The following is a 16,178-nucleotide window of genomic DNA, read 5'->3' on the forward strand; positions in this document are numbered from 1 at the left end:
CGCCGTCTCGGTACCGGACCGGAACACGCGTACGGACGGGCGGTGGGGCGAGGGCCTTCCACCCGCGTGGGCGACTATCGTTGCCCCTTGAATACGTACGGGTTTCCGGAGGGGCGTGCGGTGACGGAGGCGGCGTCGGTGGACGAGGGGCGACTGGTCGCCGGGCGATATCGCCTGGTTGAGCGGATAGGCCAGGGCGGTATGGGCACCGTCTGGCGGGCCCGCGACGAGGTCCTTGGGCGTCAGGTCGCGGTCAAGCGTCTGCATGTGGCGCCGCATCTGGAAGCGGACGAACTGGCGAGGCGCTATGAGCGCACCACTCGCGAGGCGCAGGCGGCTGCCCGCATCAACCACCCCAATGTGGTGGGGGTGCACGACGTCGTGGACGACGCCGGGATGCCGTGCATCGTCATGGAGTACGTCCCCTCGTTGACGCTCGGCGATGTCATCAAGGAAGCCGCCCGGCAGGAGAGTTCGGTCACCCCGCGCGAGGCCGCCCGTATCGGACGCGGCATGGTGGCGGCGCTGCGCGCCGCACACTCCGCCGGTGTGCTGCACCGTGACGTCAAGCCGGGCAACGTGCTGCTCGGTGAGGACGGCCGGGTCGTGCTCACCGACTTCGGCATCGCGGTCGCCAGTGGTACGTCCACGCTCACCAAGACGGGTGAGCTGGTGGGCTCCATCGACTACTTGGCGCCCGAGCGGGTCAGAAGCGGCCGCCCCGGGCCCGCCTCCGACCTCTGGGCGCTGGGCGCGACGCTCTATCAAGCGGTTGAGGGGAGACCGCCGTTCCGGAAGGACACCGCGGTCGAGACGGCGTACGCCATCGCCATGGATCCGCTCGAGGCGCCGCGCAGCGCAGGGTCGCTGAGTCCGCTGATCGAGGCGCTGCTCGCCAAGGAGCCGGCCGACCGCCCGACGGCCGAGGTCGTCGAGCAGGCACTGCGGGCCGTCGAGGCCGAGGCGGAGACGGCGCTGCACGGCTGGCCGACGCTGGCACTGGGCACGGTCGGACGCGATGCGGCGGAACCGGCCGCGCCGGGCGGGCAGTCGGAGGCACCGACGCGTCTGGTGCCGCACACGGGCACAACGGGAGACACCTCGGGCGGCACCGGGACGGGCACCGGAACCGGCACCGGGACGCGCGCGGGCACGGCCATGGGCATGCGCTCGGACACGGGCTCGGGTACCGGCACCGGCACGTCGGGTACGGACCTCGGCGGCAGCGCCGTCACCGGCCCCATGGCTCTCCAGGACGGGGCCGGCGGCGGGCGGGCCGACGGGGACCGTACGGAAGCGCTGTCCGGCGGCAAGGCTCCCCGTAAGCGGCGTGCCGCCCGGGCCGTGGTCTGGAGCGTCGTCGGGGTGCTGTTCGCCGGAGGCAGTGCGGGCGCGGCCTGGTACCTGATGCACCAGGACGACTCCGGTACGGCCCAAAGCGCCTCTGACAAGGGCGCACCGGCTCTTCCCAAGGACCCGGAGCCCAGCATCGGACCGCCTCCGCCCCTCCCCGACGGCTACCAGCAGGGGAAGGAGCCCGCGCTCGGCGTGACCTTCCCGGTGCCCAGGGGGTGGAAGCGCCAGACCATTGACGGCGGCCGGCAGATCATTTACTCCTCGGACGCCGAGCGCGCCCAGCTGACCGTGAGCGTTCTGGACTTCTCCTCGCCCGATCAGGTGCAGCACTTCAAGGACGTCGAGGTCTTCTTCAAGAAGAAGTACAGCATCTACAAGCAGCTGCGGATGCAGCCCACCACCTTCCAGGGCGATCCCGCCGCGATCTGGGAGTGCACCTTCGGAGGCCGGGCCCGCACCTTCCGGGCGGCCGACCTCGGGTTCGGCCGCGAGGGCGGCAAGGAGTACGCGATCTATGTCTCCGCGCCGGAGGCCGACTGGACCACGTACGAGAAGGTCTTCTCGGTGGTGAAGGACGGCTTTCGCAGGACCGACGTCAAGAGCTGAGGCAGCAGGCGGGGCGGCGCCGCAGCAGCGGCGGGCGGGAGCGGCGGCGGAGCGGTGAGGGCGCGGAACCTCAGGGACGGGTTCAGGGTCGTCCCTGATGCCCCGCGCCCCGGCGCCGTGTGACGATCGGGGGCATGACCACCGCTCCGCCCCGCGCCGAATCGGGCTACGCCCCGGCACCGGACCCCGATGAACCGCCCGTGCGCAAGCTGTACCGCAGCGCCGACGGCCGGTTGCTCGGTGGTGTCGCGCGCGGTCTGGCGGGGCATCTCGGACTCCCGGTCTCCTGGGTGCGGATCGTGTTCGTGGCCCTGTTCCTGGCCGACGGCATGGGCGCCGTGCTGTACGCCGCGTTCTGGTTCTTCGTCCCGCTGGGCGTCGGTGGTGTGGACCACCGGCACCCCGCCGCGGCGGTCGGCGGGAAGCGGGCGCTGCGGCGGCACAAGCCCGACAAGGGCCAGGTCTTCGCGCTGATCGCGCTGCTCATCGGCAGCGCGATCGTCGCCTCCAGATTCCAGCTGGGCCAGGCCAAGGGCTATGTCTGGCCGGTGCTGCTGATCGGCGCCGGTGTCGCCCTGGTGTGGCGGCAGGCGGACAACTCCCGCCGGGCGCAGTGGCTTGAGCTCGGCCGCCGCAAGGGCGTGCTGCCGGTGCTGCGCGGCGCGGCGGGCGTGCTGCTGGTCGGCGTCGGGGTGACCGGCATCGTCGTGTTGCAGGGTTCGGTGCGCCATCTCGGCTCGGTGCTGCAGGCTTCGCTCGCCGTCGTCGTCGGCATCGCGCTGCTGGCGGGCCCCTACCTCGTGCGGATCACCCAGGACCTCTCCGAGGAGCGGCTGATGCGCATCCGCGCCCAGGAGCGCGCCGAAGTGGCCGCCCACGTCCATGACTCCGTCCTGCACACCCTCACCCTGATCCAGCGCAACGCCGAGGAGCCCCGGGAGGTGGCGCGGCTGGCCCGCGCCCAGGAGCGGGAGCTGCGCGCCTGGCTCTACAAGCCCGAGGGCCGCGGCAAGGAGGAGGACGAGGAGCCGGCCACCCTGGCGGAGGCGGTGCGCGCGTCCGCCGCCGAGGTGGAGGACGATCACGGTGTCCCCATCGAAGTCGTGATCGTTGGCGACTGCCCGCTGGACGACACGCTCGGCGCCCAGATACAGGCCGCACGCGAGGCGATGGTCAACGCCGCCAAGTACGGTGGCGAGGGCGGTGCGGTGCAGGTGTTCGCCGAGGTCGAGGGCCGTACGGTCTTCGTCTCGGTGCGCGACCGCGGCCCCGGATTCGACCTGGACGCGGTCCCCGAGGACCGGATGGGCGTACGCGAGTCCATCATCGGCCGTATGGAGCGCAACGGCGGCACGGCCCGGCTGCGTTCCGCCCCCGAGGGCGGCACGGTCGTCGAGCTGGAGATGGAGCGCCCGGCGACGGAGGGCGGCACCTGACCGGCCGGGCGGGCGGCAGCCGGTGGCGGCACCTGACCGGCCGGGCGGGCGGCAGCCGGTGGCGGCACCTGACCGGCCGGGCGAACGGCGGCCGGTGGCGGCAGCGCGGGACGGAGCAGGGGACGGAGCACGGGATGATGGCCGGGCAGACATCGAGGGACGGGCGGAAGAGATGAGCAGCGAGGGCGCACAGCAGGGCGAGACCGGCGGCGGGGCGGCCGAGGGCCGGACCGTACGGGTGGTGCTGGTCGACGACCACCGGATGTTCCGTACGGGCGTCCAGGCCGAGATCGGCGAAACCGGGCGCACCGGCGTCGAGGTGGTCGGCGAGGCGGCCGACGTCGACCAGGCGGTCACGGTCATCACGGCCACCCGCCCCGAGGTCGTCCTCCTGGACGTCCATCTCCCCGGGGGCGGCGGTGTCGAAGTGCTGCGCCGCAGCGCCGCGATGATGGCCGACGCGGAGCGCCCGGTCCGCTTCCTCGCGCTCTCCGTCTCCGATGCGGCCGAGGACGTCATCGGCGTCATCCGCGGCGGCGCCCGCGGCTATGTCACCAAGACCATCACCGGCACGGACCTGGTCAACGCGGTCTTCCGGGTCTCCGACGGCGACGCGGTGTTCTCCCCGCGGCTGGCCGGCTTCGTCCTGGACGCCTTCGCCTCCACGGATGCCCCGCCGGTCGACGAGGACCTGGACCGTCTCACCCAGCGCGAGCGCGAGGTCCTGCGGCTGATCGCCCGCGGCTATGCGTACAAGGAGATCGCCAAGCAGCTCTTCATCTCCGTGAAGACCGTGGAATCCCATGTCTCCGCGGTGCTGCGCAAGCTCCAGCTCTCCAACCGCCATGAGCTGACCCGCTGGGCGGCGGCCCGGCGGCTGGTCTGACCTGCACCACCGCCGCGCGCCCGGTAACGGGCCGCCGGCGGGCGGGGTCGTAAAGAACGGCCAAAGAAGGGCAACCAGGACCACGCGGATCACCATCTAACGGCGCGGAGAGGCTCACTGCCGAAGGCGGGGCCGGAACCGTCCCCACGTCCTTCGCGTAGTTGTCCTGGAAACGAGATCCCGATGAGCCTGACGGGCACGCCCTTCTTCCTCACCTCGATCCTGCTGTTGATCGTCGCCTTCGTGCTGCCGTTCGCCCTGTGGGGCCGAATAGCCGGGCCGCCCCTGCTGCGCAGCCTCGGCCGGCTGCTGATGCTGCTGTTCGCCCAGATCACGGCCATCACCGTGGTCTTCGTCATGGTCAACAACGCCAACAATCTCTACGACACCTGGGGCGATCTGCTCGGCACCGGCAGCCATATCCAGGAGGCCCGGAACCTCGGCCCCGACGGCATGGGCGGCCGGCAGATCAAGAACGAGCCCAAGCAGCTCCAGCAGTTCCGCCCCGCCGACGACCCCAAGGTGGGCCCGGGCGTGCAGATGACCGACCTCAAGGGCCGGATCTCGGGCGTGCAGGGCGAGGTGTACGTATGGCTGCCGCCGCAGTACAACGACCCGGCCTACCGGAACAAGAAGTTCCCCGTGGTCGAGCTGCTGCCCGGCTACCCGGGCTCGGCGAAGACCTGGCTGGGCTCCCTGCGGGTGGCCGATCAGCTCCGGCCGATGATGCAGAACGGCCAGGTCAAGCCGGTCATCCTGGTGTCACCGCGGACCGACGTCTTCCCCGGCGCCGACACCGGCTGCGTCAACATCCCCGGGAAGGTCAACGCCGACAGCTGGCTGACCGTCGATGTCCGCAAGATGATCGTGGACAACTTCCGGGCCGGCAGTACGGCGGACTCCTGGGCCCTGGCCGGCTACTCGGCGGGCGCGCACTGCGCCGCCAAGCTCGCCCTGTCCCACCCGGACCGCTACCGCGCCGCGGTCGCCATGTCCGGCTACAACGACCCGGCGCTCGAACGCGATTCGCTGGCCGGCAAGGACCCCAAGCTGCGCATCGAGTCCAACCCGATGCACATCCTGAAGTCCGCCAACGCGGCGGGGAAGCCGCCGCGTACGGCCCTGTATGTGTCGGGCGCGGCAGGCGACGGTTACCAAGCCGGTCTCGGTCTGCGGCAGTTCGCGAGGTTCCCGACGACGGTGAACGTCCACCAGATCTCGTCGGGTGCCGGCGGCCACACCATGAAGGTATGGGAGCGCCAGGTGCCGCAGGTCTTCCGCTGGCTGGGGACCCAGCTCAGGGCGTGAGCGCGGCGCGCCCGGCCACGAACGGCCCTACGCCGGCCGGGTCGCCGCCGCGAACGGCATCTGGTCGATCGGCGCGATCCGCACCGGCGCCCCGGGGTGCGGCGCATGGATCATCTTCCCGTCCCCGATGTAGAGCCCCACATGGCTGATGCCGGAGTAGAAGAACACCAGGTCACCGGGGGCGAGTCGGGACCTGTCGATACGCGGTCCGGAGCTGATCTGGGTGTAGGTCGTACGGGGCAGCGACACCCCGCCCGACTTCCAGGCGGCCTGGGTCAGCCCCGAGCAGTCGAAGCCGGACGGGCCCGTCGCACCCCAGATGTACGGCTTGCCGAGGGCGGCGTAGGCGAAGGCGACGGCCCGCGCGGCCCGGGGGTCGGGGGCCTGCGCCGCGGCCTGCGCCGCGGCCGCGGCGGCTCCCGGGCCGGCCGGGACCTTGCCGGGGAGACCGTCCCCGTGCCCCGTCCCGCGGTCGGCGCGGCCCTGGCCGGCGCCCCCGTGCGCGGCGCCGCGGCCCGCCATCCGCTGCCGTTGCTCCGCGGTGAGCCGGCTGAGCAACTGCTCGGCGGCGCCCAGCTTGTGGACGACCGTGACCCGGTGCTTCTTCAGCGCCGCCTCGGTGTCCGCCAGCCGCTCCGCGGTGTCCTCGGCCCGCCGCTGGATCTGCCGTACGCTGCCGAGCCGGCGCGCGTAACCGGCCACCGCGGTCGCCTGGTGGCTGCCCGTCCGCTCCAGGACCGCGGCGCCGTCCAGATAGCGCTGCGGGTCCGCGGACAGCAGCAGCCGTACGGTCGGGTCGACGCCGCCGGAGCGGTACTGGCTCGCGGCCACGGCGCCCAGCTCGCTGCGGGCGTCGTTCAGTTCCGCGGTTCGGCGGGCGGCCTCGTCCTGCAGCCTGCTCAGCTCCTCGCGGGCGGTGCCGGCGGCTTCCTTCGCGCCGTTGTAGCTCTGCGTGGCCACCTCTGCCTCCTGGTACAGCGCGTTGACCCGGTCCTTGACCCGGTCGGGGGTGAGCCGGTGGGCGGCCTGGCCGGCGCCGTCGGCAACGGCGGCGACGGGGGCACCCTCCGCCGCCGGAGCGAAACCCGTGGCGGTGGCGGCGCCGGCCAGGGCCAGGGTGGCGGCCGTGCGGGCGGTGCGTGCGCTGCGTGCGCCGCCGGTGAGCGCGGCGAGCGGATGCTGCCGCGGCTTGCGGTGCGAGGCCACGGTGGCCGTCACTTCCTTCCCTTGGTGCCCGTGGGCCCGGCGGCGGTCCGTCACGAGGGAACGGACCGCCGCCGCACCTCACGGCGGGGCGGCCGACAGGACGCCGGTGGGAGGCCGGCGAGGGCGGGGAGTCGACCGCCTGGAGGAGGACGCTAAGCCTGGGTGTTGCGGTGATGAGTCCGCTTGCCCGGGATTGCTCGCTTTCGACCGGGGTCGGTGCGCGGGTGACCATGGCGCCACGGCCACTCGGCCGGGACCGGGCCCGGCCTGACCGAAGCGGCGATTGTGGGCGCCCTGCCTGAAGGGCCGTGCTATGCGGCGGCTACGATCCAGCACTATGGACGTAGTAATCAATCTCTTCGTCGGCCTGCACATCATCGGCATCGCCTCCCTGCTGGGCGGCTTTCTGACCCAGATGAAGGCGATGGGCGCGGGCACCGCCCGCTTCGTGCCGGCGATGCTGCACGGCGCGCTGACGATGCTGGTCACCGGCATCGTGCTGGTCGGCCTCAACCAGGCCGAGGATCACAGCCTCAACACCATCAAGCTCGGCATCAAGATGGCCGTTCTGGTGGTCATCCTGGCGCTGGTCTACGTCAAGCGGGACGACGAGAAGATCGCCCCGCCGCTCTTCGGCGCGGTCGGTGCGCTGACGGTGGCCAACATCTTCATCGCCGTGCTCTGGACCTGAGCGGAACGGCGGACGCCCCGCGAGCCGGGCGCGGGGCGCAGGCCGGGGCGGCGTACGCCCCGCCGGCAGGGCTCCGGGCGCCGACGCACGGGCTCCTCAACGGCACACCGCGCGGTCGTCGCACTCCTCATCCGGAGGCGACGGCCGCGCGGTGGCGTGTGGGGGGTGGCCGTGGGGGGTGGCCGTGGGGGGTGGTCTGACGGGGGAGCGGGGGCCGGGCCTCAGCCCGGGCGGACGCTCCCGTAGATCGGCATGTAGTAGATCGACTCCTCCCGGACGTTGGCGCCCGGGTGCGGGGCGTGGATCATCTTGCCGCCGCCTATGTACATGCCGACATGGCTGATGTCGTCATAGAAGAAGACCAGGTCACCGGGCTTGAGGTCCTTGGTGGCGACCCGCTGGCCGGCCTTGACCTGGTCCCAGGTGGTCCGCGGCAGGCTGACGCCGGCCGCCTTCCACGCCGCCTGGGTCAGTCCCGAGCAGTCGTACGAGCTGGGTCCGGTCGCGCCCCACACATACGGCTTGCCCATCTGGGAGCGGGCGAAGGCGAGCGCCTTCTCGGCCTGGACGGAGGACGAACCCCCGGTCGAGCCACCGTTGTCGGAGCCGCCACCGGTCTGACCGCCGGACGGGCCGCCCCCGTCGTGCTGCTGCCGGCGCTCGCGCTCCTGCTGCTTGCGGGCCTCCTCCTCGGCCTTGCGCTTGGCCGCCGCCTCCTTCTGGCGCTCCAGCTCCGCCAGCCGCGCCTTCTCCTGGGCGGTCAGCTTGGACAGCAGCTGCCGGGCCTCGGTCAGCTTCTGCTGGACGGACTGCTTGGACTCCTTGAGCGAGGCCTGCGACGTCTGCAGCCGTTCCAGGTCGCGGGTCGCCGCCGCCCGCTGCCGGGCGGCCGCGGCCTGCTGCTCCTGGTAGTCGGAGACGGCCTCCTTCTGCCGCCCGGTCAGGCGCTCCATGAGGTGGCTGCGGTCGAAGAACTGCTGCGGGTCCTTGGCGAGCATCAGCTGCGCCGTCGGGTTCATGCCGCCGCTGCGGTACTGCGCCGCGGCGAAGGCGCCCAGCCGGCGCCGGGCGTCGTTCATCTTCTCGGCCCGCTCGGCGGCGGCGTCGAGCAGGCCGTCGACGCGGTCCCGCTGGTCGTCGGCGTGCTCCTTGACGGCGTTGTACTTCTGGGTGGCCACCTCGGCCTGGTGATAGAGCCCGTCGACCTTCTGCTTGACCTCTTCGATGCTGGGCTTGGGCGCCCGGGGGGCCGCGTCGGCGGACTGCGAGAGCAGCGTGGCCGAGGCGAGGGCGGCGGTGGTGAGCCCGACCGCCGTACGCCTTCCTCCGGGCGAGGTGAGAATGCTGGTGCGCGGCTTGCGATGCGACGCCAAGGCCGGCGACTCCTTCCGTGGACCGCCTACCGGGTTAGCTGTCGGGTTCGGGCGGTGTCGCTGACGGAAGGCTTGCCCTACGGTCCGGATGCCCGCTGGCGACGGCTGTCCGGATCGATTCACCCCGGTGGTGCTGGTGGGTCCCCGGCTCCGGTTGCCCGAAGGCAGGGCCGGACTCGGCGTGGGCGGCCCGTGCGGACGCTGTCGTCCACGGGGAGGCGGGCTGCCTGAGCGAGGACGTTAGCCAACTCGTGTGGCTCCTGTGAAGGCTGATGTTCGATATGCCCGAAACCTTTTTGTGACCTGAACGCGATGCGAGGGTTGTCATGGCAGATGTCGGATTCGGGTAGAGGAGCCGCCGACCGGTTTGCGCCGGCCCCGGACGCCCTGACCTGCCGCGGTGCCACGGCCCGCGGTGAAAGCGGGCCGCAATCGGCTACTGGGCCGCGGGCTGTCAGTGCGGCGGCCTAGACTCGGTGGGCGATGAGCAGCCTCTTTGACGACAGCTTCCTGGCGGACCTCGGCCACAAGGGCGAGGAGGAGCACCCTCCGCCCCCCGAGGACGAGCACGGCCCGGCCCCGGAGGAGATCCCTGCCGACCTCTTCGGCGGGAGGTTCGACGCGCCCCCGCCCAGAGAGGCGTACTACCGCGACGGTGCGGCCCGTCCCGTCCTCGACCCGGCGACGCTGCTGGAAGGGCTCAACGACGAGCAGAAGGCCGCCGTGGTGCACACGGGCGGCCCGCTGCTGATCGTCGCCGGTGCCGGCTCCGGCAAGACCCGGGTGCTCACCCACCGCATCGCTCATCTGCTCGCCGAGCGCCATGTCCACCCCGGCCAGATCCTCGCGATCACGTTCACGAACAAGGCCGCCGGCGAGATGAAGGAGCGCGTCGAGGAGCTGGTCGGCCCGCGCGCCAACGCCATGTGGGTCTCCACCTTCCACAGCGCCTGCGTGCGCATCCTGCGCCGCGAGTCCAAGAAGCTGGGCTTCACCTCCTCCTTCTCCATCTACGACGCCGCCGACTCCAAGCGCCTGATGGCCCTGGTCTGCCGCGATCTGGACCTGGACCCCAAGCGCTACCCGCCCAAGTCCTTCAGCGCGAAGATCTCCAACCTCAAGAACGAGCTCATCGACGAGGAGACCTTCGCCGGGACCGCCGCCGACGGCTTTGAGAAGACTCTCGCCGAGGCGTACGCGATGTACCAGGCCCGGCTGCGCGAGGCCAACGCCCTGGACTTCGACGACATCATCATGACGACGGTCAATCTGCTCCAGGCCTTCCCGGACGTCTCCGAGCACTACCGCCGCCGCTTCCGCCACGTCCTCGTCGACGAGTACCAGGACACCAACCACGCCCAGTACACCCTCGTCCGTGAGCTGGTCGGCCCCGCCGAGACCGCCGCCGAGCTGTGCGTCGTCGGTGACGCCGACCAGTCGATCTACGCCTTCCGCGGTGCCACGATCCGCAACATCCTCCAGTTCGAGGAGGACTACCCGGACGCGACCACGATCCTGCTGGAGCAGAACTACCGCTCCTCGCAGACGATCCTGTCCGCCGCCAACGCCGTCATCGAGCGCAACGAGAACCGCCGCCCCAAGAACCTCTGGACGGACGCCGGGGCCGGTCCCAAGATCACCGGCTATGTCGCCGACACCGAGCACGACGAGGCGCAGTTCGTCGCCGACGAGATCGACCGGCTGACCGACGCCGGTGACGCCAAGGCCGGCGACGTCGCGGTCTTCTACCGCACCAACGCCCAGTCCCGGGTCTTCGAAGAGATCTTCATCCGGGTCGGGCTGCCCTACAAGGTCGTCGGCGGGGTGCGCTTCTACGAGCGCAAGGAGGTCCGCGATGTCCTCGCCTATCTGCGAGTGCTCAGCAACCCCGAGGACACCGTCCCGCTCCGCCGCATCCTGAACGTCCCCAAGCGCGGCATCGGCGATCGCGCCGAGGCGATGATCGACGCCCTGTCGACGCGCGAGAAGATCACCTTCCCGCAGGCGCTGCGCCGGGTCGACGAGGCGTACGGCATGGCGGCCCGCTCCGCCAACGCCGTCAAGCGCTTCAACGTCCTCATGGAGGAGCTGCGCACCATCGTCGAGTCCGGTGCCGGTCCCGCCACCATCCTGGAGGCCGTCCTGGAGCGCACGGGCTACCTCGCCGAACTCCAGGCCTCCACCGACCCCCAGGACGAGACCCGGATCGAAAACCTCCAGGAACTCGCCGCCGTGGCCCTGGAGTTCGAGCAGGACCGTGGCGAGGACAATCCGGGCACGCTCTCCGACTTCCTGGAGCAGGTCGCGCTGGTCGCCGACTCCGACCAGATCCCGGACGAGGACGAGGAGGGCAGCGGCGTGATCACCCTCATGACGCTGCACACCGCCAAGGGCCTGGAGTTCCCGACCGTCTTCCTGACCGGCCTGGAGGACGGCGTCTTCCCGCACATGCGCTCGCTGGGCCAGACCAAGGAGCTGGAGGAGGAACGCCGGCTGGCCTATGTCGGCATCACCCGCGCCCGCCAGCGGCTCTACGTCACCCGCTCGACGATGCGCAGCGCCTGGGGCCAGCCCTCGTACAACCCGCCCTCCCGGTTCCTGGAGGAGATCCCGGCCGACCACGTGGAGTGGAAGCGCACGGGCCCGGCGACGCCGTCCGCGTCCATGGGCGGCATGTCGGCGGGCGGCGGAGGCTTCGGCTCCACGCTCTCGTCGGCGCGCGCCAAGGGCCCCAGCGGCTTCGCGACCCGCCGCGCCGGCGACCGTCCGGTGGTCTCCCTGACCATCGGCGACCGGGTCACCCACGACAGCTTCGGGCTCGGCACGGTCGTCGGCGTCAAGGGCAGCGGCGACAACGCCGAGGCGACGATCGACTTCGGCGGCGAGAAGCCGAAGCGGCTGCTGCTGCGGTACGCGCCGGTGGAGAAGCTGTAGCGGGGACCGCGCGGGCCGGGTGACGCCGGGTGACGGGAATCGTCACCCGGTGGAACGGCTCGACCCGGCGGCACGGCTCGACCCGGCGGCACGGCTGGACACGGTGGAACGCCGGTCGGTGCGGGTGGAGGCCGTGCTTCAGTTCGGGTTGAGGCCGTGATCGCGCAGCCACGGCTGCGGGTCGACCGCTCCGCCGCCGCCGGGGCGCACCTCGAAGTGCAGATGCGGTCCCGTGGAGTTGCCGGAGTTACCCGAATAGGCAATCTGGTCACCGGCCTTGACCGACCCGGACCGGATCTTGGTGCTGCTCAGATGGCAGTACCACGTCTCGGTGCCGTCGGGCGCGGTCACGATCGCCATGTTCCCGTAGGCGGAGTTCCACTGGGTGCGGATGGTGCCGTCGGTGGCGGACATGACGGGCGTGCCGTAGCTGACCGGGAAGTCGATGCCGGTGTGCACGGACATCCAGTTCACCCCGGCCTGGCCGAAGGTGGCGCTCAGCCCGTGCTGGGTGACCGGCAGGACGAACTTGGGGCGGGCGGCCTCCTTGCGGGCCGCCTCCTCCGCCTTGCGCTTGCGCTCCAGCTTCTGGCGCTCCTTGAGGTCGATCCGCTCCTGGGTGCGGCTCGCCCGGTCGCGGAAGTCGTCGGCGCTGGCGCTGAGTCCGGCGAGCTGGGTGTCGAGCTTGTTGTTGGCCGCGGACGGTTTGACGGCGCCCGCGTCAGGCGCGGCCTGAGCGGTCGCCTCGCTCTTGTCGTCCCCGGTGAATCCGGTGACGGACGCGGCGGCCACGGCGCACACGCCCATGGCGGCGACCGAGGGGACGGCGACGGTCAGCAGTGCCGACCGCTTCACCGGGCGCTTCCGGCCGCGGCCACGGACGGCCTTCCCGGTGCCCGGTCCGGGGACCCGCCGTGCGGTAGGGGGCGCAGCGGTGACCGGCATGGCCTGCGTCATGGCCTCCGCCACGGAAGCGGCATTGCCGGTGTCGGTGGCGCCGTCGGAGCGAGGGTCCCCGCCGGGGGAGCCGCCGTCGGCCCCGGGCCGGCCGGCCTCGAAAACGTCGGTCTCGAAGCCGTCGGCGTTGAACTGCTGGGTATCGAGCCGGCTCACGTCGAGCTGACCGACGTCGAGCTGGGTGAAGTCGAGCTGACCGGTGTCGCCCTGGCCGGCATCGCCCTGACCGGTGGCGGGCCGACCGGTGTCGAAGTGCGGGGTTTCGCCCCACGCGGTGGTGTCCCATTGGACGGTGTCGTTCGGGGGCGGGCCGGCCTGGGCCGGGATGCCGGCGATCAGGTTCCGGTCCGTGGTGGGCCAGACCGCCGTGGCCTCGTAGCTCGCGGTCTCCTGGAGGGCGGTCTCCTGGAGGGCGGTCTCCCGGAGGGCGGTCTCCCGGAGGGCGGTGGCCTGCCGGCCGACGGCCTCGAAGCCGCCGGTGGACTCGAAGTCGCCAGGTGTCTCGTATGCGCCGGTGGCGTAACTCCCGGTGTCATACGTGCCGGTGGGGAAGCTCCCGGTGTCGTACCCGCCGTGCCCGTAGGCGGTGGCTTCGTATGCGGCGTGCCCGTACGCGGTGGCCGACGTGTCGTAGGCGGGAGACGCGTACGCGGCCGGGTCCTGCGCCGGGGACTCGTACGAGGTGTGTGCGTAAGGGTCGTAGCCCGCGGCGGCCGAGTGCGGGTCGGTGACGGCGTAGGAACCGGTCTCGTAGACGCCGGTCTCGTAGGAACCGGTCTCGTAGGAACCGGTGTCCCACTGCGGCGAGGCGTAGCTGCCGGTGTCGTAGCTGCCGGTGTCATAGGCGCCGGTGGCGTAGCCGTCGCCCGCCGCGTACGCACCTGTGTCGTATGCACCCGTGTCGTACGCACCGGTGTGGAAGGTGCCCGTGCCGTAGGCACTCATGCCATAGGCGCCCGCGCTGTGGGTACCGGTGTCGTACGTCCCGGTGCCGTAGTCGGCGGTGTCGTAAGTGCCGGTGTCGTACATACCGGTCTCGTACGAACCGGGAAGCGAGCCGAAGAGCGGGTCGCCGTCGCCGTATTCGGCGTTGCCCGACGGGGGGAGCTGCTGCCCGTAGGAGTCGTAAGCGGGATAGTGCGCATACGAGGCGTCGGAAGCGGATCCGGTCGGGAGCTGAGCCCCCGATGGGTGACGGTCGTTCACCAACTTCTCTTTCGCCTCGGCAGCAGGAGAATTAGCGGCGACTGTACCCGGCGGTACGCGGCGGCGACAATCTTCAACAGGTTTTGGGCTCGGCGAGACCGGGCATTTGGCCGCCTTTCGGCAGTCCCCATGCGAGCTCTTGGCGCCCCGTTCGACTCTTGTTCGACAACACGTCAAGATCAGGTAGGCGTTGTGGCGCCGTTTCGGCGTCGCGCGGGACGGGAGCCGAGCCGTCCTCACCCGCCGGGGTCAGGCCACCGAAATGACGTCCGCGGCTCCTTCCGCGGTCTGTGCCGAGGTCAGCGCCTCGCGTATGCCGGCGGCGACGGTGCCGCTGACCGGTAGCGCGAGATGTCCGACACCGGCGACATGCACGTTGTCCGCATGCAAATCCGGATGATTGATTCTGGCCGTCGTGGCGGGGACCATCACCCGGTCTTCCTCGCTCCAGAAAGCGACAAAGTGCGTCCGGCAATGCGGCGCCGGAAGCGACAACTCCGTAATCACCTCGGAATCGGGGCGCATTTGGCGGACGATCGGGTGCGCCGACATCAGGGGGGCGATGACGGTCCCGGAGTGCGGGGTGCCGAGCGTGATCAGCGTACGGACGCGGGTGTCGCCGCCGAGCCGCTGCACGTAATAGCGGGCGATGAGCCCGCCCAGGCTGTGGCCCACGAGGTCCACCCGGCGATGCCCGGTCCGCGCGCACACCTCCTCCACATGGCGGCTCAGCAGCTCGGCCGCCTTGCGGAGATCACAGGTCAGCGGCGAGTAGTTGAGCGCTTCGACATGACGCCAGCCGTGCCGGTGCAGCGAGCGGCGCAGCAGCAGGAAGACGGAGCGGTTGTCGATGAAGCCGTGGAGCAGGAGCACCGGCGGATGGGCCCGGCCCTCGGTCGGCAGCATCGACGGCGCGCCGGGGGCGGGCTGCACGGTCTCCGGTGCCGGGTGTTCCTCCGGGGCCCCCGCGGCGGAGTGCGGTGCGGGTGGTGGCACGGGGCGTTCCCGGGAAATGCCGGTCGGATAGAGGAGGAGGTGGCCTGCGAGGACCGCCAGCTCCACGGCCGTGCTGCGCAGGAGCAGGGGAGAGGCGGGGGTGGGGAGCCGGCGTGCGCGCCGGAAGGGTGCGGCGAAAAGGCGCGCGAAGAGCAGGGGTGCAGAGGCCAGGGGTGCGGAGAGAAGGGGTGCGCAGAGAAAGGGTGCGGAGAGAAGGGGTGCGCAGAGAAAGGGAGCGGAGAGAAGGGGTGCGGAGCGAAAGGGTGCGGACAGAAGGGGTGCGGAGAGAAAGGGCAGGGCCTGCATGGCCGACCTCCCGAACGGCACGCGGGAGGCGGCTTCGACCCCCGTATGCCCTCGTGGGAAGCCATGAGCAGCGACGGCGGGCATGCGGCGTACCCGCCCTGATGCGCGCCCGGCGGCGCGGTGGCCCGGCTGCGACTCCCCGAGCGCCCGTCCCGCGCGTACGGATCCGCCCGGCCGGGGCGGTACGACACGCGGAACACGGCGCGTAGCGAACGTGTCCCAGGTGTGATTTCCCCCTCCCCGGATGTCACGAAACGGCTGGGTACGGGATGCTGGCGATAACGTTCGTTCACGCTCGTGGCCGCCGGATCGCGGTCGCGCGATCGATTGTCGGCTCGGCGGCACCACAGTGCCGTGCATGGCTTGGAGGCAGTGATGAGTGTGGCTCGGCATGACGGAGCGCAAGCGGGGAGCCAGGGCACGGCGGGCAGGTCGGGTCCGATCCGTGTGGTCGTGGCCAAGCCGGGCCTGGACGGGCACGACCGGGGCGCCAAGGTCATCGCGCGGGCGCTGCGCGACGCCGGTATGGAGGTGATCTACACCGGGCTGCACCAGACCCCGGAGCAGATCGTCGACACCGCGATCCAGGAGGACGCCGACGCAATCGGACTGTCCATCCTCTCCGGCGCGCACAACACCCTCTTCGCGAAGGTCATCGCCCTCCTGGAGGAGCGCGACGCGGCGGACATCAAGGTCTTTGGCGGCGGCATCATCCCCGAGGACGACATCGCCCCGCTCAAGGCGCAGGGCGTCGCGGAGATCTTCACGCCGGGCGCGACGACCGCTTCGATCGTGGAGTGGGTCAACGCGAATGTGCGCTCGCTGGCGGTCTGAGCCATAGGGCAGGGCTGAGCCATAGGGCAGGTCTGCGCCACGGGACAGCCGGGCGGCGCGGGTGGCCGGGTCGGCCCGGCCGG

11 protein-coding genes and 1 riboswitch are annotated in these 16,178 nt (G+C 71.4%); of the genes, 7 read left to right on the forward strand and 4 right to left on the reverse strand.

Going from position 1 to position 16,178, the window contains the following annotated elements; all coding sequences use genetic code 11:
* The first annotated feature begins 201 nt into the window (after positions 1 to 201).
* The 4 genes from ACGFR7_RS04240 (at position 202) to ACGFR7_RS04255 (ending at position 5,592) form a co-directional block, all read left to right on the forward strand.
* The gene (locus tag ACGFR7_RS04240) at positions 202 to 1,962 is read left to right on the forward strand and encodes a protein kinase (protein ID WP_393314147.1); all 1,761 of its coding nucleotides are present in this window, start codon (positions 202 to 204) and stop codon (positions 1,960 to 1,962) included.
* A gap of 134 nt (positions 1,963 to 2,096) precedes the next feature.
* Positions 2,097 to 3,398 (forward strand): PspC domain-containing protein, encoded by a 1,302-nt coding sequence (locus ACGFR7_RS04245; RefSeq protein ID WP_393312773.1) that lies wholly within the window; start codon positions 2,097 to 2,099, stop codon positions 3,396 to 3,398.
* 172 nt (positions 3,399 to 3,570) lie between these two features.
* A complete protein-coding gene (locus tag ACGFR7_RS04250; protein ID WP_393312775.1) occupies positions 3,571 to 4,284 on the forward strand; it encodes a LuxR C-terminal-related transcriptional regulator in 714 nt (237 codons plus the stop codon).
* Positions 4,285 to 4,467: 183 nt separating this feature from the next.
* A complete protein-coding gene (locus tag ACGFR7_RS04255; protein ID WP_393312777.1) occupies positions 4,468 to 5,592 on the forward strand; it encodes an alpha/beta hydrolase in 1,125 nt (374 codons plus the stop codon).
* A gap of 27 nt (positions 5,593 to 5,619) precedes the next feature.
* Here the strand turns inward: ACGFR7_RS04255 and ACGFR7_RS04260 are convergent, their stop codons facing one another.
* Positions 5,620 to 6,810 (reverse strand): NlpC/P60 family protein, encoded by a 1,191-nt coding sequence (locus ACGFR7_RS04260; protein WP_393312779.1) that lies wholly within the window; start codon positions 6,808 to 6,810, stop codon positions 5,620 to 5,622.
* Between the two features lie 325 nt (positions 6,811 to 7,135).
* On the opposite strand from ACGFR7_RS04260, the gene ACGFR7_RS04265 reads away from it, so the two are divergent.
* On the forward strand, positions 7,136 to 7,489 hold the full coding sequence (locus tag ACGFR7_RS04265; RefSeq protein ID WP_393312781.1) for a hypothetical protein: 354 nt from the start codon (positions 7,136 to 7,138) through the stop codon (positions 7,487 to 7,489).
* 221 nt (positions 7,490 to 7,710) lie between these two features.
* Here ACGFR7_RS04265 and ACGFR7_RS04270 read toward each other — a convergent pair whose 3' ends face one another.
* The gene (locus tag ACGFR7_RS04270) at positions 7,711 to 8,862 is read right to left on the reverse strand and encodes an NlpC/P60 family protein (protein ID WP_393312783.1); all 1,152 of its coding nucleotides are present in this window, start codon (positions 8,860 to 8,862) and stop codon (positions 7,711 to 7,713) included.
* Between the two features lie 7 nt (positions 8,863 to 8,869).
* Positions 8,870 to 9,054, reverse strand: a riboswitch (cyclic di-AMP (ydaO/yuaA leader).
* 291 nt (positions 9,055 to 9,345) lie between these two features.
* On the opposite strand from ACGFR7_RS04270, the gene pcrA reads away from it, so the two are divergent.
* Positions 9,346 to 11,796, forward strand: a complete 2,451-nt coding sequence (gene pcrA / locus ACGFR7_RS04275) for a DNA helicase PcrA (protein ID WP_393312785.1) — start codon at positions 9,346 to 9,348, stop codon at positions 11,794 to 11,796.
* A gap of 138 nt (positions 11,797 to 11,934) precedes the next feature.
* Here pcrA and ACGFR7_RS04280 read toward each other — a convergent pair whose 3' ends face one another.
* Both ACGFR7_RS04280 and ACGFR7_RS04285 read right to left on the reverse strand, forming a co-directional pair.
* On the reverse strand, positions 11,935 to 13,959 hold the full coding sequence (locus ACGFR7_RS04280; protein WP_393312787.1) for a peptidoglycan DD-metalloendopeptidase family protein: 2,025 nt from the start codon (positions 13,957 to 13,959) through the stop codon (positions 11,935 to 11,937).
* A gap of 249 nt (positions 13,960 to 14,208) precedes the next feature.
* A complete protein-coding gene (locus tag ACGFR7_RS04285) occupies positions 14,209 to 15,015 on the reverse strand; it encodes an esterase/lipase family protein (RefSeq protein WP_393314150.1) in 807 nt (268 codons plus the stop codon).
* A gap of 621 nt (positions 15,016 to 15,636) precedes the next feature.
* On the opposite strand from ACGFR7_RS04285, the gene ACGFR7_RS04290 reads away from it, so the two are divergent.
* Entirely contained in the window at positions 15,637 to 16,095 is a 459-nt protein-coding gene (locus ACGFR7_RS04290) for a cobalamin B12-binding domain-containing protein (RefSeq protein ID WP_129294611.1), read from the forward strand.
* Positions 16,096 to 16,178: the final 83 nt, after the last annotated feature.

Origin of the sequence: Streptomyces sp. NPDC048516, assembly GCF_043199875.1 — a bacterium.
Lineage (GTDB): Bacteria > Actinomycetota > Actinomycetes > Streptomycetales > Streptomycetaceae > Streptomyces.